Origin of the sequence: Sphingomonas sp. Leaf20, from assembly GCF_001421535.1 — a bacterium.
Lineage (GTDB): Bacteria > Pseudomonadota > Alphaproteobacteria > Sphingomonadales > Sphingomonadaceae > Sphingomonas.
In genome coordinates this window covers 608,369-631,585 of the sequence record NZ_LMKN01000009.1, presented here as the reverse complement: position 1 = coordinate 631,585, position 23,217 = coordinate 608,369, and the positions used below count along the sequence as shown (strand labels likewise).

The window sequence follows — 23,217 nt, the reverse complement described above, 5'->3', positions numbered from 1 at the left end:
ATCATCTCCTCAGGAAATCGGGTGAGACCAGCATCAGCGCCAGCGCGCTGGTCGGGCTTTCGGCACGCGCGATCTGCTCCGCGGTCGCGGCGCCCAGCGATGCGGGCATGATCCTGGGCGCCAGCGTGCGCGCATCGATCGTATCGCCGAACGGCGCGGCCAGACGCTGCGCGATCTCGACGCGGCGCAGCAGCGCGTCCGAGCCGGCCCAGCTCGCGGCGACGTCGTCCCACCCGGCGGGCGTACCGGGTTTCCAGACACGCTGGCCGAGCTGGATCTGCAACGCGGCCATCTGCATCTGCCCAGCCTGCCGGCGACCGAGCCCGCGCAACGACGAGATCGACCATTCCCACGGCGTCTTGAACTTGGTGGGGCGAGCGACCCATGCCTCGGGCGACGCGATCAGCGCGCGGTAGAGCGTGGGCAAATCGCCCTTGCTGCGCGTGAAACTTGCCGCGAGCCGCGCGATCATCGCGGGTGGTGGCGCGTCGCCGGCGAAATGGCGGGCGAGCTTGGTCGCGACGTGCGTCGCGGTCGCGGGGGCCTGCGCGAAGTCCGTCAGCGCCGCGCGCGCCTGCGCCTCGCCCTCCTGCGGATAGGCTTTGCCGAGGATCGTGCGCGTGCCCGGCTCATGTCGTGCGGGTTTGAACGCGAACTGGTTCGCGTCTCCGTCCGCATCGCGTCCCGCGCCCAGCCCGTCGACCGTCCAGCCCGTCAACGCGCGCGCGAATTCGGTGACGTCGCCCTGCGTATAGCCCGACCGGACGCCAAGCGTATGAAGCTCCATGATCTCGCGCGCCAGATTCTCGTTCAGGCCGCGCTTGCGGTCGGGATTGCGTGCGGCGGCTGCGCTTTGGGGACCGATGGACTGGATCTGGTTCAGGTAGATGAGCATTGCCGGATGCCGTTCGGCGGCCAGCGCCATATCGGCGAAGCGGCCAAGCACGTGCGGCCGTATCGCGTCACGCTCGAATGCGGCGGCATAGGCGGTCGTCTGCGGATTGTCGGCCGAGATACAGAAATGGTTCGACCAGAAATGCACCATGCGCTCGACGAACGGCGCCTCGGTCGCGAGCGCGCTGTCGGCGCGGGCCTGGACGCCCGCGCGATAGAGCGCCTGCATGTCCTGGCGAAAATCCTGGCGCCCCGCCTTGAGATCGGGCTTCCGATCGACGCCTGTATCCTGCCGGGCGGCGCGGCGGATCGCCTGCTGCTCGGACTGATAGCGCTGCACCGCTTTCCCGGCATCGTCGAGCGCGGCGAACCCCGCGGGACGAACCTCGAACCGTTCGAACTGATCGACCAGCCAGCGGCTCGGATCGGCGGGCGGAAGGTCGCGCGCGCGCGCACCCAGACCGAAGCGGTTCAGCGCGATCGCGGCGGGCGATCGGAAGGCGGGTTGGACAGGCAATGCTCGTACCTCGATGATGTACCAGTGACTTCAACGCGCGTGGCGCCGTTTTCCGGCGCGGCGTGAATCGCGCGACGTCAGTTGCGCGGCGGGGGCACGCGCCCGGCGCGGCGTTGCATCGCGTCGGCAAGCTTCGCGCGGTCCGACTGTGTCAGCGTCGCGGCGAAGGCGACCGCGCGACGCTCCACCGCCGCCCGCACCGCCATGTCGCCGGCGCGCGCGCGGTCGAGCGCGGCGACGACTGCCGCCTGGTCAAGCACCGGCTGGCGCAGCAACAGCGCGGCCTCGGCCTTCGCGGTGCGCGCCTGCACGATCGTCGGCCGCATCGCGCGACGCGCCTCGCGCAACGCCATCCGGAATGGCCGGCGCTCGGATTTGGGCAATTCGGCGCCTGCGATCCTGAGCGACCCGGCGTTGATCATCCCGCCCCCCGTCCGTAGCGAGACGAAGCCCGCGACCAGCGCCGCCGCCAGGAACAGGTTGAGCACGACCGAGACGAGGATCGCGATACGAAGCTTGGTCATGGTCATCCCTCCTGCAGATCGACGGCACCGAACGACGTGACGTTTTCCTGCGGCGCATCGCCCGGCGACACCGTCGCGACCGCCGCGGTACCCGATGCAGCACCCGCGAGCGCCGCTGCGATCCCGATCCCGGACCACCACCAGCGAACGCGTCCGGCGGGGCTCGGGTGCGGCATGGCCCGGCGGCCGGCGATCCGGTCTGACAGCGACGATGCTGGCGCGGGAACGCTCCACGCGTCGAGCATCGTATCGACCGCCGACGCCTCCTGCAGGATCGTCACCGCCTCGGGGTGCGCCGCGAACCGCATCGCGGCGTTCCGCTGATCCTCGGGCCAGCGCGCGATGACACCGCCATAGGCATCCGCAAGTGCGCGGAAGCGATCGAGGGTCATTGGTTCACGCATGCCTCATCCTCTCGTGGCGCGGCGAGCCGCGCGCGCAGCGTCCGCCGGCCACGCGCCAGCAGCGATTCGAGCGCTTCGACGCTGATATCGAGCGCCAGCGCAGCCTGCGCGCCGGACAGATCTTGATAATGCACCAGCAGGATTGCCTCGCGCTGACGCTCGGGCAGCGCGGCGATTGCCGCGGCAACGTCCCGGCCACGCTCGGCGGCCAGCAACGTCGCTTCCGCATCGGGGGCCGGATCGATCGTCTCCGGCAGCGTGTCGGTCGTGACCTCGCGACGCCGCCGCAGGCGGTCGCGGCACAGGTTGAGCACCACGACATGAAGCCAGGTATCGAAGCGCGCCCGGCCCGGCTGCCACGCCCGCGCATGGTTCCAGACGCGCACAAACGCCTCCTGCGCGACGTCCTCGGCCTCGGTCGTGTTGCGCAGCATGCGGGTGGCGAGCCCGAGGATGCGCGGCAGTTTTGAGGCCACGAGCATCCGCGCCGCCGCCGGTTCGCCGCGGCCGACGCGCTCGACCAGCGTCGTATCGGGATCCAGATCGCTCAACCGCGTACCGTCCTACGTCCATGCCGGTCGATCCCGCATCACGTCGCGGTCGCGTCGCGTGCGGGTTTGCCCCTCCTCGCGCGCACCGCGGCGCGCTCTTCGGCGCTCAGTACAGTGTCGCCGTTACCGTCCATCCGCGTGAACCGACGCGTCAGCATGGCATCGATTTCGGCGGTGTCGAGCAGGCCGTCGGCATTTTTGTCCAGTGTCGCAAAGCGTCTGGCGGTCCCCTGCTTGCCACCGGCGGCGAGGAACTCGGCCTGGCTCACCATCCCGTCGCCATCGGTATCGCGTGCCAGCAGCCGTTCCGCATGGCGTTTCAGGAACGCCTGTCGCGTGAGACCCGCCGGCGCGGCCTGTGCTGCGCGGGTCGCCGTGGCGGCCTGCTCGACGGGTTGCGCGCAGGCTTGGACGGAGGTGAGTGCAAGCGCCAGACCTGCGCCGCGCAACGTCATTTCAACGATGGTCTTCATGGCTTTTCCTATCCGGCACACGGCCCGGAGCGAATTGGGTCATTGGTGCCGACAGGGACGGCGGCTGGCGGCGTCCCTGGTCGACCTCGTCCTAGCGGTAGCGCCAGCCGCCGTGCCAGCGATAGCGTTGGCCCCAATAGCGGCGGCCATCCCAATAGCCGCGGCCTTGGTAATAGCGTCCGACCACCACGCGTGGCGCGACGACGACGCGACCGCGATTGGGCCGGCAATAGCCACCGGGGCCACGGTGCGCACCAACGCCGCACCCCTGGCGCGCGTCGGCGGGTACCGGCACCGTCAAAGCCGCCCCGGCAGCGAGTACGGCAAGCAGGATCGTCCTCATCATGCTCCTCCTCAAGGATCCGTCGCACCGCCTGTCGCGGCTGCGAACTCCCTTTTGAACGCGACCAGGCACGGCTTCCGTCGCGATCTCGGCGAAAAAGTTCGCTGGCGCGCAGGCGTCATTACGGTGCGGATCAGGTGGCCGGGTCCTCGTTCAGGGTCCCGGGCAAGGCTCAGAGCTGGTGCGATCAGCTGTGCAGTATTCCGGGATCGGACCGGCTCGCTCGTCCCGTCTCGATATGACCGGCCATTCGCCGCTGCCAGCGCGAACCGGCTTGCTCCACGACGAGATCATACCAGTGGTCGTTGCCGGCGATCGGGTAGATGACGGTTTGCCGGGTGCCGGCCTCGAGCGTGACCATCGTTGCGGGCATGGGCGTATAGGCGTTTGCCCGCACCGTCAGTTCGCATTTGCCGGCACCATGATTGCTCAGCGTCAGCGCGATCGCGTCGCCCGTGCCGCGCCGTTCGCAGCGCAGCTCGGGTCCGGTCGGATCGCGAAATTCGCGCAGGAAGCCGTTGGGGCCATGCACCGCGAGCGCCGACATCGTCGCAAAGCGCCCGGTGACGGTCTTGCCCGCGTCGATGGTATAGAACCACGGGCCGGCCCTGCCGTCGCCACTGTAGACGCTGAACACGGCGGCGGCGCTGCCCGCATTGACGAACGCCAGCGTCCAGCCGGGCGTGCCGTCGTCGACGCCGTGGACCTCCAGCGCGTAGGGGAGGGGGCGTGCCGGACGCTGGCCCGGCTCCTGGCGGGGCAGAGCCTGGCGGGTGGGCACGGTCGGCGCGGGACGTTTCGCCGAGGCGGCAACGCGGATCGCGGCATCCGATGTGTCGGGAAACGCACGCATCGCCGACGCATCGGGATCCGCAAAGTCGAACATCGACGTCAGGTCGCCGGTCACGGCGCGCCGCCAGGGCGAGATATTGGGTTCGGCGACGCCGAAGCGGCGCTCGAGAAAGCGGAGGACGGAGGTGTGGTCGAAGACCTGCGAATTGACCCAGCCGCCCCGCGTCCAGGGCGACACGATCAGCAACGGGACGCGCACGCCCAGCCCGACCGCCTGGCCCTGGTAGCTCTCCCCGCGCGTGTCGATGCTGCTGTACCCCATCGTCGGCGAGATCGCCGGCAGTGGCGCGGGCATGTGATCGAAGAACCCGTCATTCTCGTCGTAATTGAGGATGAACGCGGTCTTGCCCCAGACCGCGGGATTGGCGGTCAGTGCGTCGAGCAGCCGTGACGTCAACGACTCGCCGAACGCGGGCGGTGCCTCGGGATGTTCGGAATATTTGGCGGAGGCGACGATCCACGACACCTGGGGAAGCGTGCCCGCTGCGACGTCGGCGGCGAACGCGGCGACGAGATGGCGCATGTCGCCATCCTTGGAATTTGCCGCGGTAGAGCCCGGCACGATCGCGCGGCCGCGACGATGCAGCACGTCGTCCTGCGCCAACCCCCGGAACGCCTTGAAATAGGCGAGCGAGTTGTCGCCGAAATTATCGTGCTCCTGATAGAGCTTCCAGCTGACGCCCGCGCTTTGCAGACGCTCGGCATAGGTCGTCCACCCCGCAGCGGCGAACCCGGGCTTGTCGCTGGCCGCGTCCCCCGTCCAGTTGCCGTCGTCCGCATTTTCGACCGCGTGCCTGCCCGCGTCGCCGACGCTCAGCCCGCTCGTGCCGGAGAACAGGAACATGCGGTTCGGGTTGGTCGGCCCGTGGATCGACGCGTAATATCCGTCGCCGATCGTAAAGGCGTCGGCCAGCGCGTAATAGAACGGGATATCCGCGCGCGCGAAATAACCCATCGTCAGCGGGGTCTTGTGCTTGATCCAGCTGTTATAGAGTGCCCATTCGGCGGCATCGCCCTTCCAGCTGTGATCGAGGCTCTTGATCAGCGGACCGCTGGTCGTGACGCTGTCCATCGCGAAGGGCAGCACGGTCGCGTCGCCGCCGGGGGTCGGCTGGTGGAACACGCTCTTGCCCGACGGCAGCATGACGGGGCGTGGGTCGCCGAAGCCGCGGACGCCGCGCAACGTGCCGAAATAATGGTCGAACGAGCGGTTCTCCTGCATCAGGATCACGACATGCTCGACGTCGGCGATCGACCCGGTGCGGCGCGTCGCGGGCAGCGCCAGCGCCCTGGCGATCGAGGCGGGGAGGGTGCCCGCCGCGGTCATCGCAGCGAGTGTCTTGAGAAAGGCGCGGCGATCGTTGGGCATGGATGTCCTGCTGCTGGCACGTATCGAGCGTCCTACGCCGCCGCGCCGGGGGCAAGCCCCGCGCGGCGGCACGGGGCTCAGAACCCCTTCTTCACCGAGACGAAGACCTGACGCGGCGCGCCCGCGAGCAACGTCTGGTTGTCGCCGCTGGCCGTGAAACCGTTCGAGCCGATCGTCGAGACATAGGTCTTGTCGGTCAGGTTGGTGACGCTTCCCTCGATCGCGATGCCGTGGAGCGGGCCCTCGCCCTCGAACCGATAGCCGATGCTGGCATCGACGAGGACACGACCGGGCACCGACTGGTCGTTGAGATAGGTGAAGTAGCGCTTGCTCATGTAGTCGGCGCCGGCGCGCGCGGTGAACCCGGCGTGTTCGAGCACGATCTCTCCCTTGAGCATGTGTTCGGGGCTGTCGACGGCCATCCTGCCATCGGTCGCGACGAGCACCGCGCCGTTGGCGGCGAGCACGTCGTCGGCATATTTCGACCTGTTGTAGGAATAGCTCGCGAACAGCGAGAGCGGCGTCACCACGCGGTAGTTCACCGCGACCTCCGCGCCATAGGTGCGCACGCTGCCGACATTGTTCAGCGTTGCCGGGTTGCCGATGATGCCCGCGCCGTTGGCGAAGCCGAGCAGGCGGTTGGAGAAGTCGATATAATAGCCGACGGCGGAGGCCTGGATCGGGCCCTGGCGGAAGCGCAGGCCCCCCTCCGCAGTCTTCGAACGCTCGGGCTTGAGCTGGTCGCGGATGGCGTTGAACCCAGCCTGCGTGGTCGAGAACGGTCCTGTCGTCGCCGACGAAACATAGGCGCGGACGTTTTCCTTATAGTCCGCGAACAGCTCGGCGCCTGGTGCAAGATTGAACAGGACGCCGGCCTGCGGCTGGAACCAGTCCTTCGCGTCGATCCGGCCGACCGCCAGCGGCGATGTCGTCGCCGGCAGCATGATCGCGCGGTTGATGACGTGGAACCCCTTCCACCCGGCGTTCAGTACGACGCGGCCGTCGGCGAGGCGCAGGGTATCGCCGACATGATACTGGATCGTGTCGGTGGTGTATTTGCCGTCCCACTGCGTCAGATAGGGGTTCTTCTGGAATTCGAGCACGTCGCGATTGGGGGTCGCGCTGTCGGTCATGCCGTAGAACCGGCGCGACTGGGTGAAGATGTTGGTCTCGTACCAGGCGCCGAGTTCGAGCGTGTTCGCGCCCGTTTCATAGGCAAGGTTGCTGAGTGCGCCGCCGCGCTTGATCGCATATTCGGTCGTGCGGAAACCGAGCGGGCTGCGCGCCGTGATCGGACTGCCGTCGGCATTGGCGGCGCCTGCGGGCGTCGGCGAATAGGGCGTGATCCATGAGCCTTGGCCCGTGTTGTCATGGTAATAGCCGGTCGTGGTGAGCGACAGTCCGGGCGTCAGGTGCGCGTCGAACGTGACGCCGCCAAGATAGTCGCGACGCAGGCCGCCGGCGTCGTAATAGGCATCGTCGACGGTGCCGAAGCCTGCGGGAAATGCCGTCCCGACGCCCGCCCAGGGCTGCGCGGCGCCCGCGGCGACCGCGGCCTGGTTTTGCGCGACCTTGGCGATCTGGAGCGCCAGCGGGTAATTGTCGGCGATGTTGTCGTTGCGCAGCCCGCGCCGGCGAATGATGTCCAGGCTGAGATCCTGGTAATCCTGTTCGCGGCGATCGGAGAAGTTCAGGAATGCCGACAGGCTGCCCAGCGTCCCCAGGTCCTTGACGATCTTGCCGTTGGCCTGGTGCTGGCGCTGGACGCCGTCGCCCTTCCACTTGTCGGTCGTCAGATAGCCGTAGCTGAGATAGCCCTTGAGGCCGCCGCCGAGGTCGCCGCTGTCGATGCGGGCGAAGGCGCGATAGGTGTTGTCCGATCCGTAGGTGCCGCCGCCCGTGACGTTGGCGGTATCACGGGGCCGGTCGCTGAAGAACTCGATCGTACCGCCCAGATTGCTCGTCGACGCGGTGCCGAGCGCGCCCGCACCCTGCGCGACGTCGGTGCGCGCGACGTTCTCCGAGATGATCGCGCGGCTGATGTGCAACCCGTTGACGTTGCCATAGCTCATGTCGCCGAGCGGCACGCCGTCGAGCGTGAAGCCAAGCTGGTTCTGGTTGAACCCGCGCAGCGAGATCCTCACTGCCCATTCATAGGCGCCGAACGGATCGGCGGCCTGGAAATTTACGCCTGGCAGCTTCTCGATCGCTTTCAGCGGGCTCGTGCCCGGCGTCAGGCGGGCGAGGTCGCTCGCATTGATGCTCTGAATCTGCCGGCTCTCGCCGAAGCCGAGGACCACGATCTCGCCGGTCGACGCGTCATCGGTGGTCGTGGTGACCAGGCCGGGGAGGGGGGCGGGGGACGCTGAGGACGGCGATGCGGGCTCGACCAGCGTCTGCGCAAGGACCGGCGAAGCGATGGCAAGTGCGGCAACACCCGCGAGCAGGCTGGAAAGACGGTTCATGGTGGTCCCCTTGGGCTGCTGTGATGCAGCTTCGGTTCGCGCCATTGCCGATCCGCGTTACCGCCCGGCGACTGTTCGGTGACGTTTTGGCTTTTGCCCGCCGCGGCGGCATATTTTCAAGGGTGGAGAAGGCGGGCCCGGTGTCCCCATCGGACGGCGGATGCACCGACGGCGTGTCACACCGTGTCGTCGATGCCGCCGGGTGTGCGCGAGAAGCGGGGGGCGGGCGCGGGGGTCCGGCTGCCGTCCGCTCCGAGATAGGTTTTCCGGTCGAGAAGGTGTTGATCACTCATCGCCTCGGCAAACGTCAGCACCGGGGTAACGCAGGCGTCCGAACCGGCGAACACCGCGCTCCATTCGTCGCGGGTTCTGCTGGCGAAGGTGCGTTCGAGGAGAAGCGTGGTCTCGCCCCATCGTGCCTCGTCTCGCATCGCTGCGGGATCGTCGGTCTCGATGCCCAGCAGGCGGAGCATCTCGGCCCAGAATTGCGGCTCGATCGCGCCTACCGAGACCTCCCGGCCATCGGCGCACAGATAGGTCCGGTAATAGGGGGCGGTCCCGGCGAGCGGATTGCGCGACTTGTCGAGCGTTATCCGCTCCGAGGGGATGAGACCCGCAAATGTCGCCATCAGGCTGCTCACGCCATCGACGATCGCCGCGTCGACAACCTGGCCCAATCCCGATCGTTCGCGCTCCCACAGCGCGGCCATGATGCCGAACGCGAGGAACAGCGATCCGCCACCGAAATCGCCGACGAGGTTGAGCGGCGGCACCGACCGCTGCCCTGGTGCGCCGATCGCTGCCAAGGCGCCGGTCAGCGCGATATAGTTGATGTCGTGGCCAGCGGTCGTCGCGCGCGGGCCGTCCTGTCCCCAGCCGGTCATGCGGCCATAGACGAGGCGCGGGTTGCGCCCGAGCATGATATCCGGGCCGAGCCCCAGACGCTCCATCACGCCGGGTCGGAAGCCCTCGATCACCACGTCGGTGTCGTCGCACAGCGCAAGCGCCGCTTCGCGTCCTTCGTCCGTACGAAGGTCGAGAATCCGTGTCGTGCGGCCCCGGTCGACGACGGGGTTCGGCCATCCGTTGCCCCCCTTGCGGTCGATCCGGACGACCTCCGCGCCAAGGTCGGCAAGCAGCATCGCGCAGTGCGGCCCCGGCCCGATGCCGGTGAACTCCACGACGCGCAGGCCGACCAGCGGGCCGGAGCGGGGCGCCACGGCCAGATCGCCCGCGCGCGGCGTCATCAGAGCGCCTCGATGATCGTCACGTTGGCGATGCCACCACCCTCGCACATCGTCTGCAAGCCATAGCGTTTGCCGCGCGCGCGCAGCGCGTGGACGAGCGTCGCCATCAGCTTGGTCCCGCTGGCGCCGAGCGGGTGGCCAAGCGCGATCGCGCCGCCGTTGACGTTCAGCCTTGCGGGATCGGCGCCGACATGCCCGAGCCACGCGAGCGGCACTGGCGCGAACGCCTCGTTGACCTCGTAAAGGTCGATATCGTCGATCGACAGACCCGCCTTGCGCAGCGACTTGTCGGTCGCAAAGAGCGGTTCCTCGAGCATGATGACCGGGTCGCCCGCGGTCACCGTCATGTCGACGATCCGGGCCATGGGGGTGAGGCCATGCGCTTTCAGCGCGCGTTCGTTGACGACGAGGACAGCGCTCGCGCCGTCGCAGATCTGGCTGGCGTTGGCGGCAGAGATGACCCCGCCTTCCTGCAGAAGCCGCACCGCGCCGATACCCTCCAGCGTGGCGTCGTACCGGATGCCTTCGTCGCGCAGATGCGGCTCGCCGTCGACGATGACCGCTGCGATCTCGTGCGTGAACGCGCCCGCCTCGGTCGCGGCAGCGGCACGGCGGTGGCTCTCGAGCGCATAGCGATCGAGCGCGTCGCGGTCGAAGCCGTGTTTCCGCGCGATCATCTCCGCACCGTGAAACTGGCTGAACTCCGCGACGCCGAACCGTGCGGCAATGCTCTCGCTCACGGGGCCGGTGCCAATGCCGGCCTGGCGGTGCAGCGACAGGTTGGTGAACATCGGCACGCGGCTCATGCTCTCGGCACCGGCGGCGATGACGACGTCCTGCGTGCCCGACATGACCGCCTGCGCGGCGAACTGGATCGCCTGCTGGGACGAGCCGCATTGCCGGTCGATCGTGACCGCGGGCACGCTGTCGGGCAATCTCGAGGCGAAGACGGCGTTGCGGCCAAACGCGAACGACTGTTCGCCCGCCTGCGTGACGCATCCCGTGATGACGTCCTCGACCGCTGCGGGATCGATCCCGGTCCGATCGAGCAGCGCGTTAAGCACGATCGCGGCGAGATCGGCGGGGTGTACGCCGGCTAGGCGCCCGTTGCGGCGGCCTCCGGCGGTGCGGACTGCGTCGACGATATAGGCATCGGGCATGATCAGGCTCCCACAAAGTGCGGTTGACGGGACGCGGGACGGGCCGTCATCGGGGCGCCATGCGGATCGCGCCGTCGAGCCGGATCGTTTCGCCGTTCAGCATCGGATTCGTGACGATCGCCTCGACGAGCTGTGCATATTCATCCGGCTGGCCGAGACGCGAGGGGAACGGCACCTGCGCACCCAGGCTGTCCTGCGCGTCCTGCGGCAGCATCGCGAGGAGCGGCGTCCAGAAGATACCCGGCGCGATCGTCATGACGCGGATGCCGTAGCGGGCGAGTTCGCGCGCGATCGGCAGGGTCATGCCGACGACACCGCCCTTGGACGCGGCATAGGCCGCCTGTCCGATCTGGCCGTCATAGGCGGCGACCGAGGCGGTATTGATGACGACGCCGCGCTCCTCGCCGATCGGATCGGCGGTGTGCAGCGCGGCGGCGAATTGCGAGAGGACGTTGAACGTGCCGATCAGGTTGATCGTGACGATCTTCGAGAAGGCGGCGAGCGGAAGCGGGTGGCCGTCGCGATCGATCACCTTTCCCGGCGGCCCGATCCCGGCGCAGTTCACGAGGATGCGGGCCTTGCCGTTCACCGCCTCCGCCTCTGCGATTGCGCCGGCGACCGCCTGCTCGTCGGTGACGTCGACCCGGATGAAATGCCCGCCGACCGCGGTCGCCAGCGTCGTACCCAGCTCTTCGTTGAGGTCGAGGATCGTGACCTTCGCGCCGTGCCGCGCGAGCCGCTCGACCGTCCCGCCGCCAAGACCCGAAGCCCCGCCGGTCACGATCGCTGCGACGCCGTCTATCTTCATAAAGTCTGATTCCTATGAAAATTGCGGAGAACTCCGGGGCGCAACTGGGGCCTGTCGGCGGCGCATCGCGGTCGAGCCGCACGCGCCAACGGTCGCCGCATCGGCTTCGGCAGGCGCCAGGGCACGATCGGCAGCGCGGATCACCGTCCGGTCTTCGTCGTGGATCAATCCACCTCTCCTCGGCCGGTTTGGTCAATCCGGCTTCTGTGTCGGGGCAGGTTTGAACGCCCCGTGCCGGTTTTGCGCTCGGGCAGCTAGGTTTTCAACATGTCTTGCGCTCGCGTTGCCACGCGCGGTCCGACCCTGACCGCGGCGTCGGCATCCGGCCCGACGCGTTCATCCAAGGCTTTCGCGGTTTCGCTCCGTCTGGGGTGTCAGAAGACATCCAAAAGGGGACCTATCCGTGCACCGCTTGCTTCTCGCGTCATCCGCCACGCTTGCCATCGCTTCTGCCGCTTCCGCGCAGACGGTGGTCGATACGAAGCGCACGACCGCCGTGCGTACGTCCACGGTCAAGAACGGTGGTGCCGATAGCGTCTCGATCGTCGCGGCGGGCAGCGTCGTGCCGACAAGCGGGACCGCGGTGACGATCGACAGCAACAACGCCGTCAGCAATGCAGGGACGATCCAGGTCACCGATTCGAACGGCGCGTCGGGCATTTCGGCGCAGGCGGGGGTGAGCGCTTCGATCACCAACACCGGCAAGATCATCATCGACGAGACCTATACCCCGATCGATGCCGACAAGGACGGCGACCTCGACGGACCGTTCGCGCAGGGCAGCGCGCGCACCGGGATCCGCACGGCGGGCGCGTTTACCGGCACCATCGCCAACAGCGGCGAGATCACCATCGAGGGGAACGACTCCGCGGGCGTCCATCTGGGCGGACCGCTGACCGGCGCATTCAGCCACAGCGGCAAGACCAACGTGCTGGGCGACCGATCGGTGGGCGTGCGGCTCGCGGCGGTGACGGGGAACGTCACGCTCGGCGGGACCATCACCGCGACCGGCCACGACGCGGTCGGCGCGCGTCTGGACGGCGATATCGGCGGCGCGCTGGTGATCGAGGGACAGATCGGGGTGACCGGCTATCGCTCGACCACGGCGCCGGCGGACCCGTCGAAGCTCGACGCCGACGATCTGCTGCAGGGCGGATCGGCGCTGGTCGTCGCGGGCAATGTGACAGGCGGGATCACGCTGTCGGGGGCAACCGACAAGCTGGCGGATGTCGTGGCCTATGGCGCGGCGCCGGCGTTCCAGATCGGCGCGGCGGACCGGGCGGTGACAATCGGCGCGATCGCCGGCAGCACGCCGGCGGCAGGGCTGGCGATCAACGGTCGCGTGACGGGCAACGGCGTCTACAGCGGTATCGCCGCCACGGGGCTCGCGATCGGCGGGCTGGGTGGTGCCGTCACGATCGCCGGCGGCGTCGCGGTGGCCGGATCGGTGCAGGCCAACGCCACCGGTGCGTCGGCAACGGGCATCCGGTTCGGCGTAGGCGCGACGACGCCCGAGTTGCGGCTGGGCGGAACCGTCGCCGTTACCGGTGGCGGTTCGACGACGACCCAGTCGGTCGCGGTGCTGGTCGACACGGGGGCCTCGGTACCCACGATCCGCAATACGGGCACCGTCCGTGCGGCGGCGACCGGTGCCAGCGCGGTCGCAATCCTCGACCGCACCGGCGGCGTGACCTTGGTCGAGAATAGCGGCGTGATCACCGCGGCGGGCGGTGACGCATCGCGGTCGGTGGCGATCGACCTGTCGGCAAACACCAGCGGCGCGGTGGTGCGCCAGACGGCTCCGACGACCGGTGCCGCGCCGAGCATCACGGGGGCGATCCGCTTCGGCACCGGCAGCGACCGGCTCGAACTCGCTGGAGGTTCGGTCAACGGCGACGTCGCGTTCGGCGCGGGGAGCAACCGGCTCGAGATGAGCGGCGCGAGCAGCTTTGCCGGCACCGCCAGCTTCGGCAATGGCGCGGACACGATCGCGATCGGCGACACGGCCCGCTTCAACGGCACGGCCGACTTCGCCGGCGGTGGCGCCGACACGCTGGCGATCAGCGGCAAGGGCGTCTTTGCCGGGCGACTGGTGAATGCCGGCAACGTCGCTGTGACGGTCGCATCCGGCGGCGGCACGCTTGCGGTGAGCGGCGGTGCGACGATCGGATCACTCAACCTGGGGGACCAGTCGGTCCTGTCGGTCGCGCTGGACAAGGCCAATCCCGTCGCGAACCTGATCACCGTGACCGGCGCGTCGACGATCGGTACGGGCAGCAAGCTCGCGCTGCGCGTCGCCGGGGGCGCCGACATCGCCGGGCAATATGTCGTGTTGCGATCGGGCACGCTGACCGGCGCGCAGAACCTGACGCTGTCGGACGCGACGGTGCCGTTCCTCTACCGGGGGGCGATCGTCGCGGCCGCGCCGAACGAGATCGTCGTCGACGTGGTACGCAAGGCGAAGACCGAGCTCGGCCTCAACACCGCCGCGACGGGCGCGTTCGATGCGGTCGATAGCGCGATCGGCAGCGATGCGAAGCTCGCCGTGGCAATTCGCGGCCTCTATGACGGCGCAGCGTTCCGCGCGGCGATCGATCAGATGCTGCCGAACTATTCGGGCGGGCTGTTCGAAAGCGTCACGCTCGCCTCGCGCGCGGCGGCATCGCAGCTGCGCGAGCCTGCCGGCGCGTTCACCGAAGAGGGCGGCTGGGGGTTCTTTCTCAGCCCGGTCGGATGGGACGCGTCGAAGGCGGAGCGCAGCACGACCGGGTACGATGTCCATGGCTGGGGTCTCAGCAGCGGGCTCGAGCGCAAGACCAGCGCGGGGAATTTCGGCGTCTCGCTCGCCTATCTCAGCGGAACCGACAATGAGGGGCTGGCGGTCAACAAGATCAAGCATAGCCAGTATGAACTCGCAGGCTTCTGGCGCGGGCATTGGGGCGGCTTCGCGGCGCAGCTGCGCGGGTCGGCGGCGTTCGTCTCGTTCGACAGCGTCCGGCAGTTCGATGCCGAACTCGAGACCGAAAACGTCCAGCGTCGCGCGGACGCCGACTGGAACGGCATGCTCTATTCCGGATCGGGTGCCGTATCGTACGAGCAGCCGATCGGGCAGTTCAGCCTGCGACCGGTGCTGGCGATCGACTATTACCGGCTGAACGAGGATTCCTATCGCGAGACCGGCGGCGGCACGGGATATGACCTGACGGTGCGCAAGCGGAACAGCGACGAGCTCGCGGTCACTGCGAGTCTTGCCGCGGGAATCAATTTCGGCGGCGACAATCGCTACGACCAGTGGAGCCGAATCGAGGTCGAGGGCGGCCGGCGCGAGCGCATCGCGGGCGCGCTTGGTCGCACGACCGCCAGCTTCGGCAGCGGCGACGCCTTCACGCTCGATCCCGAGAGCCGTGACAGCGGCTGGACCGGCAAGGTGCGCGCGATCACGGGCACGACCGAGGTGCGCCTGAGCGGGGAAGTCGGCGCAGAACAACGGCTTGGTGACGTCGCGCTGTCGGCGCGCGCGGCCCTCCAGTTCGCCTTCTAGGCGAGGGAGGCATGCCCGGCCGCTGCATGCCTGCAAGGGCAGCGCTCCACCATCCCCCCGGGTGGAGCGCCTTCTCTCTTCCCGGTGGTTCGGCTAGACGGCTGCCTTCCCGCCCCTTCGAACCGGTCATCGTCATGCCGCCCCCCGGATCTCCCACAGGGATCGAGGCCGTCTTCCTCGCCAATCGCGACAAGCTGGTCCGCTTTCTCGCCGCGCGCGGTGCTGCGGATGCGGCCGAGGATCTGGTCCACGATCTGTGGATCAAGGTGTCGGGGCGGGCAGACGGACCGATCGGCAATCCGGTCGCCTATCTGTTCCGCGCCGCGGACATGCTGATGATCGACCGGTATCGCGCGCACCGGCAGGCGACGCTGCGGGACCAGGACTGGAGCGAAGCGCAGGACGATGCCGATCCGACCGCCGAACGCGTGATCGCTGCACGGCAGGAAGCGGCGCAGGTTGCCGCCACGCTCGCCGGACTGGAAGCGCGGACCGCCACGATCTTTCGCCGCGCGCGGATCGACGGCGTGCCGCAGCGGCAGATCGCGGCGGAACTGGGGATCAGTCTCAGCACGGTCGAGAGCAATCTTCGCGTCGCCGCTCGTGCGCTCGCGGACCTGAAGGAACGGATGCGATGACCGACGCGCATATCGACGACGAGGCGTTGGGCTGGGCGATCCGCATGGCGGAACCCGATGCCGACTGGGATGCGTTCCTCGCGTGGCTGGAGGCGGATACGACGCGCTCGGGCCGCTACGACCGCGCCGTGACGATGCTTGACGATGCTGCGGTAGCGGCGGCGGCAGCGGCAGCAGCAGGCGTTGGGGCAGGGGCGACGATGGCGCCGGCGCCGGTCGAATTCGTTGCCCGACCCGCGCGACGCCGCTGGATCGGCGGCGCGATCGCCGCGACGCTCGCCGGTGCGATCGGGCTCGGCGTGTGGACACAGGCGCCGCAACCCTATGCGATCGCCACCGCGGCGGGCGAACAGCGCACCGTGCTCCTCGCCGACGGCAGCAGCATCGTGCTGGCGGGTGCATCGACCGTCTGGCTCGATCGCAGCAATGCGCGCGTTGCCACCGTCGAGCGCGGCGAGATGCTGTTTAGGGTCCGCCACGATGCCGCACGCCCGTTCGCGGTGCAGGCGGGGGCATTGCGGCTTGTCGACCTCGGCACCGTCTTCGACGTCAAGGCGGCGGGCACGCGCATCCATGTCGCGGTGGCCGAGGGCGCGGTGCTCGTCGATCCCGACGGTGCGGCGCTGCGCCTCGATCCGGGCCAGGCCATCTTCGCCGACGGCGCGACGCGGGTACGCCGCACCGTCGCGACGGCGGACGTCGGAAGCTGGCGCGAAGGGCGGCTCGCCTATGACGACGCGCCGCTGGCCGAGGTCGCGGCGGACCTGTCGAGGGAGACCGGGCGACGCGTGGTCGCCGCGCCCGGGCTGACGGCGCGGACGTTCCGCGGCACGCTGGATGTCGAGACCGTCAGGACGCGACCGGCGCTGCTGGGGACGCTGCTCGACGTGACGGTGCGCCAGGATGCGGAGGGCTGGACGCTGGAGCCGCGCGGGTGAAGATGCCGGGAGGCGCCCTCGCGGCACTCCTCGTGGCAGCGGCCCCCGCCGCTGCCGGAACGCTGACGGTCGCGCTGCCCGCGGGCAGTGTCGGGCAGCAGGTGATGGCGCTCGGCCGTGTCGCGCGTATCAGCGTCGTGGTGCCCGATCCCCGGCTCTGGGCGCGACGCGTGCCAAGCCTGCCGGCGGGAATGCATGTGGAGGCGGCGCTCGCGCTGATCGCCCGCCACGCCGGTGCGCGGGTGGAGGCGATCGGGCCGAACAGCTGGCGGCTGGTGGTGCAGCCGACGACCGCGACGACCGCAAGGCCGCTGCGCCCGTTAAGCGCGCGTCGATCCGACCTGCCTCCCGAAAAGAACGCGGACATCGTCGTCACCGCCAGCAAGCGCGATACGACGCGGGACCATTTCGCCGGCCAGTTCGCGCGCGTCGCGGGCCGCGATCTGGAGTTCGGCGGGGCGGGCGGGACGGAGCGGCTCGCCGACCGGCTGACCAGCGTCGCCTCGACCTATCTCGGCGCGGGTCGCAACAAGCTCTTCATCCGCGGCATCGCGGATTCGAGCTTCACGGGACCCACGCAGGCCACGGTCGGCCAGTATTTCGGCGACCTGCGGTTGAGCTACAATGCGCCGGACCCCGACCTGCGCCTAGCGGACCTCGCCGCGGTCGAGGTGCTCGAGGGGCCTCAGGGCACGCTCTACGGCGCGGGATCGCTTGGCGGGTTGATCCGGCTGGTACCCAACGCCCCCGATCCCTCGCGGTTCAGCGGATCGGCGACGATCGGCGGGTCCGCGACGACGCATGGCGCACCGGGCGCGGACACGCAGCTCGTCGCGAACATACCCGTCCTCCTCGACCGGTTGGCGATCCGTGTCGTCGCCAACGCGTCGAGCGAGGGTGGCTATATCGACAAGCCGCTGCTCGGCCGCACCGACGTCAATCGCACCCGCATCGAAGGCGGACGCGCCGCGGCGCATCTCGATATCGCGGCGGGTTGGAGCGTCGACCTGATCGGTATCGGACAGCGCATCCGTGGCGCGGACAGCCAGTACGCCGATCGCGACGGCCGCCCGCTCAGTCGGTCAGCGCCGGTTACCGAAGGCTTTTCGGCAGACTTCGGGCAGGGGCAGATCGTCCTTTCCGGTGGCTTCGGCGACGTGCGCTTCCGCTCGACCAGCGGGATCACCGCGCACGACCTGATGGAGCGGTATGATGCGACCGCGCCCGGCGAGCCGGTACGGCTGTTCGCGCAGGCCAACCGCACCCGGATGCAGGCCAACGAGACACGGCTATGGTCGTCGCGTGCGGATGGGTCGGGCTGGCTCGCGGGGTTCAGCTATGTCCATAACCGCACGCGTCTGACCCGGCTCTACGGCGCGCCCGACGCGCTGCTGCCGACCACCGGGGTCGTCAACGGCATCGCCGAGACGACGGTGTACGGCGAAGGCAGCGTGCGCCTGCTACCCGGATTGCTGACCACCGGGGGATTGCGCGTGACCCGCTCGGTCCTCGACGGGGAGGGCGCCGACATCGCGCAGCGCGTCACGCTGGCGCAACTGGCGACGACCGCACAGCGGGCGCAGACGATCATGCTGCCATCGGCATCGGCGCTGTTCGAGCTGACGCCGCAGGTCCAGATGTTCCTGCGGTATCAGCAGGGCTTCCGCCCCGGCGGGCTCGCGATCGAGGGCGACTTCGTACGCCGGTTCCGCAACGACCGCGTCGCCACGATCGAGACGGGGCTTCGCTCGGGCCGCCCGGGTGCGGACCGGTTCGATGCGGCGCTCACGCTCGCGCACACCTCGTGGCGCGACATCCAGGCGGATTTCATCGACGGATCGGGGTTGCCGAGCACCGCCAACATCGGCGACGGCGAACTCTGGACGATCGAGGCGACCGCGGGCGCGCGGTTGACGAAGGCGCTGCGGATCGAGGGCGCGCTGTCGTTCAACGACAGTCGCATCGACGAACCCTCGAGCGCGCGGCTGTTCGACCTCGTCGGCACCCTCGCCGCCGATCCCGCGGTCACGCGCGCGCAGCTGGCGGCGCGACTGAGCCAGATCCCCAATATCGCGCGCATCACCGCGCGCGCAGGCGCGGTGTACACGCAGCAGCTCGCGGGTGCGAAGGACATCAAGATCGACGGCTGGGTCCGGTACGTCGGGTCGTCACGGCTCGGCGTCGGCCCGGTGCTCGGCCAGAGCCAGGGCAGCTATCTCGACAGCGGCGTCACTGCCCGGCTGGGGCTCGGCGCGCTCGGCGTGACCGCGGGGATCACCAACCTTGCTGACATACGCGGCAATCGCTTCGCGCTCGGCACGCCGTTCACCACCGGTCGCGACCAGGTGACGCCGCTGCGCCCGCGAACGCTCCGGCTCGGGCTCGACGCGGCGTTCTGAGCGGGTGCCTGACAGGCTTCGTCGCTAGCGGCGAAGGCACTGTATCGTCCGCGCGTGGTCGAGATCGCCGCAGCGAACGGGGTTGCAGCACGCAAGCGCGCCGCCGGCCAGGGCGACGTGATAGGATGCCCTGCGCGTTTGTCAGGCGTCCGCGCGCAGCCGGTATCCGACCCCCAGCTCATTGGCGATGACGCTGCCGACGGGTCCGGGATGTTCCAGTTTCTGCCGCAGGTTGCGGATGACGATGCGGAGATATTCGACGCGCGGATCCTCCTCCCCGCCCCACGCCGCGGCGAGCACGCGCTGGTGCGTCACGACCCGGCCGATATGCCGCGCGAGCACCGCCAGCACGTCATGCTCCTTGCGGGTGAGGTGCAGTTCCTCGTCGCCGCGGAACACGACCCGGCGATCGAGATCGATGCTGACGTCGCCGGTGCGCACGATCTTGGGCGTGGTTTCGGGCAATCCGCGATGCCGCAGCGCCACGCGCAGCCGGGCCAGCAGTTCCTCGCTGTCGAACGGCTTGGTGATGAAATCGTCCGCCCCCAGATCGAGCGCCGTGACCTTCTCGTCGACCGCATCGCGCGCCGACACGACCAGGATCACGGCGTCGCCGTGCGTGCGCAGCAACGGGATCAGGCTCAACCCGTCGCGGTCGGGCAGGCCGAGGTCGAGCAGCACCGCGCTCGGATGTTCGACCGCCGCCTGGTGCAGCGCCTGCCGCCCGTCCTCCGCCTCGACCACGGCATAGCCCGCGCGAGTCAGCGTGTTGCGGAGCAGGCGGCGGATCGCGGCTTCGTCGTCCACCACGAGGATCTTTGCGGGCATTCAGGCAAGGCTTTCCGGTTTGAGATCGCGGACGATGAGCGCGCGCGGGAAGATCAGCGCGAAGGCAGCGCCCGGACCGTCGTCGCGGTTCCCGGCCTCGACCGTCATGTCCATCGCCTCGGCGAACGCCTTGACGATCGCGAGGCCGAGCCCCGTCCCGCCGATCGCGCGATCGGACCCCTCGAGGCGGCGGAACGTCTCGAACACTTCGGTTTCCTTGCCTGGCGGCAGTCCGGGGCCGTGATCCTTCACCGCCAGGCGAAGCTCGCCGAAGCGGTGCCGCCCTTCGATCACGATCTCGGTGCCGGGATCGCCGTAGCGCCCGGCATTGTCGAGCAGGTTGAGCAGGCAATGGTGGAGCAACTGCGGGTCGGTATAGACCAGCGGCAGATCGGGCGGGACGTCGAGCCGGACCGCATGCCCCTCCAGCGCGCGCCGCGCATCGTGCGCCGCGCCGGTCACCGCATCGCTGAGGTCGGTCGGTTCGATGTTCAGTTTCAGCGCACCTGCCTCGACGCGCGCCATGTCGAGCAAATTGGCGACGAAGCGGTTGAGCCGGGCGGCTTCGGCCTTGATCGTCGCGATCAGGTCTGGCGTCGCGCCATGCTCGAGCTGGTCCGCCGCGGCGATGACCGCGGTGAGCGGGGTGCGCAGGTCATGGCTGACCGAGGACAGCAGCGCCGCGCGCAACCGGTCGCGCGTCCGCACCGTCTCGACATCGCGCATCTCGACTTCGAGCCGCAACCGTTCGAGCACCAGCGCGGACTGATCGAGCAGGCTGCTGAGCAACGGCAGCTGGTCGGCGCGAACCGGGTCGGCGGTCGTTTCCTTCGCCACGCCGAGCACGCCGAGCACGCGGCCACCGGCTTTCAGCGGCTGGAACAGCCATTCCGATGCCGCGAGCGTGCCCGAGCCCTTGCCGGCTGCCATCCCGGTGTCGAGCGCCCAGGTGGCGGCGGCGGTGTCCATCGTGTCGAGATGGTAGGCCGCATCGCTCGCCGCGAGGATCTCGAGGTTGGTGCCCGTCCCGGCGACGAGCAGGATCACCTGTACGTCGAGCAGCCCGCCGACGTCGTCGCAAATCATCTGCGCGGCGACGTCGATGTCGTTGACGCTGGTGATCTGGCGCAGGAACCCCGCGAGCGTCGCATTGGTCCGCGCACTCGCCGCGGCAAGATCGGCCTGCGCGCGGACGCGCGAGGTCAGCTGGCTCGTCGCGATCGCGATGCCGAGCAGGACGACGACCGAGACGAGGTTCTCGGGGTTGCTGATGCTCAGCGTGCCGACCGGCGGCAGGAAGAAGAAGTTGTAGGCAAGGCTGGAGGCGATGCCCGCGTACAGCCCGGTGCGCAGGCCATACAGGCTCGCCGCCGCCATCACCGGCAGCAGATACAGCAGCGCGACATTGCCGAGATCGAGGATGTGGAGCAGCGCGCTGGCGATGCCGGTGATGCTCGCGACCAGCGCGGTCGTGATCGCGTAGCCGCCCGGCGTCCCCCACTGTGCCGGCCGGCGCCGGCCGCGCTCGCGGCCCGCCTTATCCGCGACGATGGGCAGCACATGGACGGTGACGCCGGGCGTGTCGCGGATCACACGGTCGACGACCGAGCCGTGGAGCCATTCGAACCAGCGCGACCGGTGCGACTTGCCCATCACCAGCTGCGTCGCGCGCGCGTCGGCGAGGAAGTTCTGCAGGCCCTCCACGACATCGGTCGCCGGGACAGTGGCGACCACCGCGCCGAGCTGCGTCGCCAGCGTCATCGCGGCGGCGACGCGCTGATGCTGCGCGTCGGTGAAATGGGCCGCGCGCGGGGTTTCGATGAACACTGCGGTCCACGGGCCCCGCAAGCCGTCCGCGACGCGCTTGCCCGCGCGCACCAGCGTGTCCGCACCGGGCAGTTCGTTGATCGCGACGACGATCCGGTCGCCGCCCGCCCAGGTGCCGCCCAAGCCCAGCGCACGCACGTCGTCGAGCATCCGCGCGTCGACCGCCTGTGCCGCGCGCCGCAGCGCGAGTTCGCGCAACGCCGACAGGTTGGATTTGGAGAAGAAATGCGACAGCGCGCGCGTCGCTTCCTGCGGCAGATAGACCTTGCCCGCCTTCAGCCGATCGATCAGCTCGTCGGGCGGGATGTCGACCACCTCGATCTCGGCCATTTCCAGCACGCTGTCGGGCACCGTTTCGCGGACACGGACTCGGGTGAAGCTGGCGACCACGTCGTTGAGGCTCTCGACGTGCTGGATGTTGACGGTCGAATAGACGTCGATCCCCGCGGCGAGCAGTTCCTCGACGTCCTGATAGCGTTTGGGATGACGGCTGCCCGCTGCATTGGTGTGCGCGAGTTCGTCGACGAGGACGAGGCCCGGCGCACGCGCGAGGATCGCGTCCAGATCCATCTCGTACAGTGTCCGCCCTTCATAGGGGATCGGACGGCGCGGCATGATCTCGTGCCCGCGGGTGAGCGCCTCGGTCTCCGCGCGCCCGTGCGTTTCGACGACGCCGACGACGACATCGGCCCCGTCGCGTCGGCGCGCCGCGCCCTCGGACAGCATTTCGAAGGTCTTGCCGACTCCGGGCGCGGCGCCGAGGAAGACCTTGAGACGCCCGCGACCCTCCTGCGCGGCGGCGCGCAGGAGGGCGTCGGGATCAGGTCTGCCGTCGCCCGAGACCGGCATCAGCGCGCGGGCGCGCCGGAGGCTGGCAAGGCGTCGAGCGCACGGTTGAGTGCGAGGACGTTGACGCGCGGCTCACCCAGGATCGACGCATCCGTCGCATCCGTGACCAAAGTGCGAACCCGCTCGACCGGCACGTTGCGGACTCGCGCGATGCGGGGGGCCTGCGACAGCGCGGCGGCGGGCGACAGGTCGGGGTCTAGCCCCGACCCGCTGGCGGTGACCAGATCCGCGGGCATCGGCCCGGCCACGCCCTCGGCACGGCGTTTCGCGATGTCGGGTTTCACGCGATCGACCAGCGCCTGGCTCGCCGGGCCAAGGTTCGACCCCGACGACGCCAGACCGTCATAGCCCTTGCCGGCCGCCGATGGCCGCGTCTGGAAATAGCGATCCGTCGTGAAGGCCTGTCCCACCACGGTCGAGCCGATGACAGTGCCGCGGGCATCGCGCACCAGGCTGCCGTTCGCCTGGTTCGGGAAGAACGCCTGGCCGATACCGGTCATGGCGAGCGGGTAGACGAGCCCGAGAAGGACCGCGAACAGGATCGTCATGACGATCGCCGGCCGCAGCGCGGAGGTGAAATCCTTGCCCAT

The 23,217-nt window shown here is 69.2% G+C and carries 18 protein-coding genes; 4 read left to right on the top strand and 14 right to left on the bottom strand.

Translation table 11 applies throughout. From position 1 onward, the window contains the following. Nucleotide 1 precedes the first annotated feature (1 nt). The 11 genes from ASE72_RS16235 to ASE72_RS16185 form a co-directional block, all read right to left on the bottom strand. A complete protein-coding gene (locus tag ASE72_RS16235; protein WP_056023671.1) occupies nucleotides 2-1,411 on the bottom strand; it encodes a DUF1800 domain-containing protein in 1,410 nt (469 codons plus the stop codon). Between the two features lie 77 nt (nucleotides 1,412-1,488). Next, entirely contained in the window at nucleotides 1,489-1,935 is a 447-nt protein-coding gene (locus ASE72_RS16230; protein WP_056024365.1) for a periplasmic heavy metal sensor, read from the bottom strand. A 2-nt stretch (nucleotides 1,936-1,937) separates the two neighbouring features. After that, complete coding sequence (locus ASE72_RS16225; RefSeq protein WP_056024362.1) at nucleotides 1,938-2,339, bottom strand: hypothetical protein; 402 nt, start codon at nucleotides 2,337-2,339, stop codon at nucleotides 1,938-1,940. Continuing rightward, entirely contained in the window at nucleotides 2,324-2,890 is a 567-nt protein-coding gene (locus ASE72_RS16220) for an RNA polymerase sigma factor (RefSeq protein WP_056023668.1), read from the bottom strand. The genes ASE72_RS16225 and ASE72_RS16220 overlap by 16 nt, the downstream gene beginning before the upstream one ends. A gap of 38 nt (nucleotides 2,891-2,928) precedes the next feature. Beyond that, nucleotides 2,929-3,363, bottom strand: coding sequence for a hypothetical protein (locus ASE72_RS16215; RefSeq protein ID WP_056023665.1), 435 nt, complete (start codon nucleotides 3,361-3,363; stop codon nucleotides 2,929-2,931). 91 nt (nucleotides 3,364-3,454) lie between these two features. Continuing rightward, nucleotides 3,455-3,706, bottom strand: coding sequence for a GCG_CRPN prefix-to-repeats domain-containing protein (locus ASE72_RS16210; protein WP_056024358.1), 252 nt, complete (start codon nucleotides 3,704-3,706; stop codon nucleotides 3,455-3,457). A 187-nt stretch (nucleotides 3,707-3,893) separates the two neighbouring features. Then, entirely contained in the window at nucleotides 3,894-5,927 is a 2,034-nt protein-coding gene (locus ASE72_RS16205; protein ID WP_056023662.1) for a phosphocholine-specific phospholipase C, read from the bottom strand. A gap of 77 nt (nucleotides 5,928-6,004) precedes the next feature. Next, nucleotides 6,005-8,392 carry a TonB-dependent receptor gene (locus ASE72_RS16200; RefSeq protein WP_056023659.1) on the bottom strand — a complete coding sequence of 796 codons (2,388 nt, stop codon included), beginning with the start codon at nucleotides 8,390-8,392 and terminating at the stop codon, nucleotides 6,005-6,007. 176 nt (nucleotides 8,393-8,568) lie between these two features. Continuing rightward, nucleotides 8,569-9,639, bottom strand: coding sequence for a CaiB/BaiF CoA transferase family protein (locus tag ASE72_RS16195; RefSeq protein WP_056023656.1), 1,071 nt, complete (start codon nucleotides 9,637-9,639; stop codon nucleotides 8,569-8,571). Further along, the gene (locus ASE72_RS16190; protein WP_056023653.1) at nucleotides 9,639-10,799 is read right to left on the bottom strand and encodes an acetyl-CoA C-acetyltransferase; all 1,161 of its coding nucleotides are present in this window, start codon (nucleotides 10,797-10,799) and stop codon (nucleotides 9,639-9,641) included. The genes ASE72_RS16195 and ASE72_RS16190 overlap by 1 nt, the downstream gene beginning before the upstream one ends. Nucleotides 10,800-10,845: 46 nt before the next feature. Further along, nucleotides 10,846-11,607 (bottom strand): SDR family NAD(P)-dependent oxidoreductase, encoded by a 762-nt coding sequence (locus ASE72_RS16185; RefSeq protein WP_056023652.1) that lies wholly within the window; start codon nucleotides 11,605-11,607, stop codon nucleotides 10,846-10,848. A 403-nt stretch (nucleotides 11,608-12,010) separates the two neighbouring features. On the opposite strand from ASE72_RS16185, the gene ASE72_RS16180 reads away from it, so the two are divergent. The 4 genes from ASE72_RS16180 (at nucleotide 12,011) to ASE72_RS16165 (ending at nucleotide 19,123) form a co-directional block, all read left to right on the top strand. Beyond that, nucleotides 12,011-15,148, top strand: a complete 3,138-nt coding sequence (locus ASE72_RS16180) for an autotransporter outer membrane beta-barrel domain-containing protein (protein WP_056023649.1) — start codon at nucleotides 12,011-12,013, stop codon at nucleotides 15,146-15,148. Between the two features lie 134 nt (nucleotides 15,149-15,282). Further along, nucleotides 15,283-15,786, top strand: coding sequence for an RNA polymerase sigma factor (locus ASE72_RS16175; protein ID WP_056023644.1), 504 nt, complete (start codon nucleotides 15,283-15,285; stop codon nucleotides 15,784-15,786). Next, the gene (locus tag ASE72_RS16170) at nucleotides 15,783-16,724 is read left to right on the top strand and encodes a FecR family protein (protein WP_056023641.1); all 942 of its coding nucleotides are present in this window, start codon (nucleotides 15,783-15,785) and stop codon (nucleotides 16,722-16,724) included. Before ASE72_RS16175 ends, ASE72_RS16170 begins: the two co-directional genes overlap by 4 nt. A gap of 2 nt (nucleotides 16,725-16,726) precedes the next feature. Continuing rightward, nucleotides 16,727-19,123 (top strand): TonB-dependent receptor, encoded by a 2,397-nt coding sequence (locus ASE72_RS16165; protein ID WP_056023638.1) that lies wholly within the window; start codon nucleotides 16,727-16,729, stop codon nucleotides 19,121-19,123. A gap of 141 nt (nucleotides 19,124-19,264) precedes the next feature. Here the strand turns inward: ASE72_RS16165 and ASE72_RS16160 are convergent, their stop codons facing one another. The 3 genes from ASE72_RS16160 to kdpC are packed head-to-tail and all read right to left on the bottom strand — an operon-like array spanning nucleotide 19,265 to nucleotide 23,217. Then, the gene (locus ASE72_RS16160; RefSeq protein WP_056023635.1) at nucleotides 19,265-19,951 is read right to left on the bottom strand and encodes a response regulator transcription factor; all 687 of its coding nucleotides are present in this window, start codon (nucleotides 19,949-19,951) and stop codon (nucleotides 19,265-19,267) included. Further along, nucleotides 19,952-22,627, bottom strand: coding sequence for a sensor histidine kinase (locus ASE72_RS16155; protein ID WP_056023632.1), 2,676 nt, complete (start codon nucleotides 22,625-22,627; stop codon nucleotides 19,952-19,954). It lies immediately after the preceding gene. After that, nucleotides 22,627-23,217, bottom strand: a complete 591-nt coding sequence (kdpC, locus tag ASE72_RS16150) for a potassium-transporting ATPase subunit KdpC (RefSeq protein ID WP_056023629.1) — start codon at nucleotides 23,215-23,217, stop codon at nucleotides 22,627-22,629. Before kdpC ends, ASE72_RS16155 begins: the two co-directional genes overlap by 1 nt.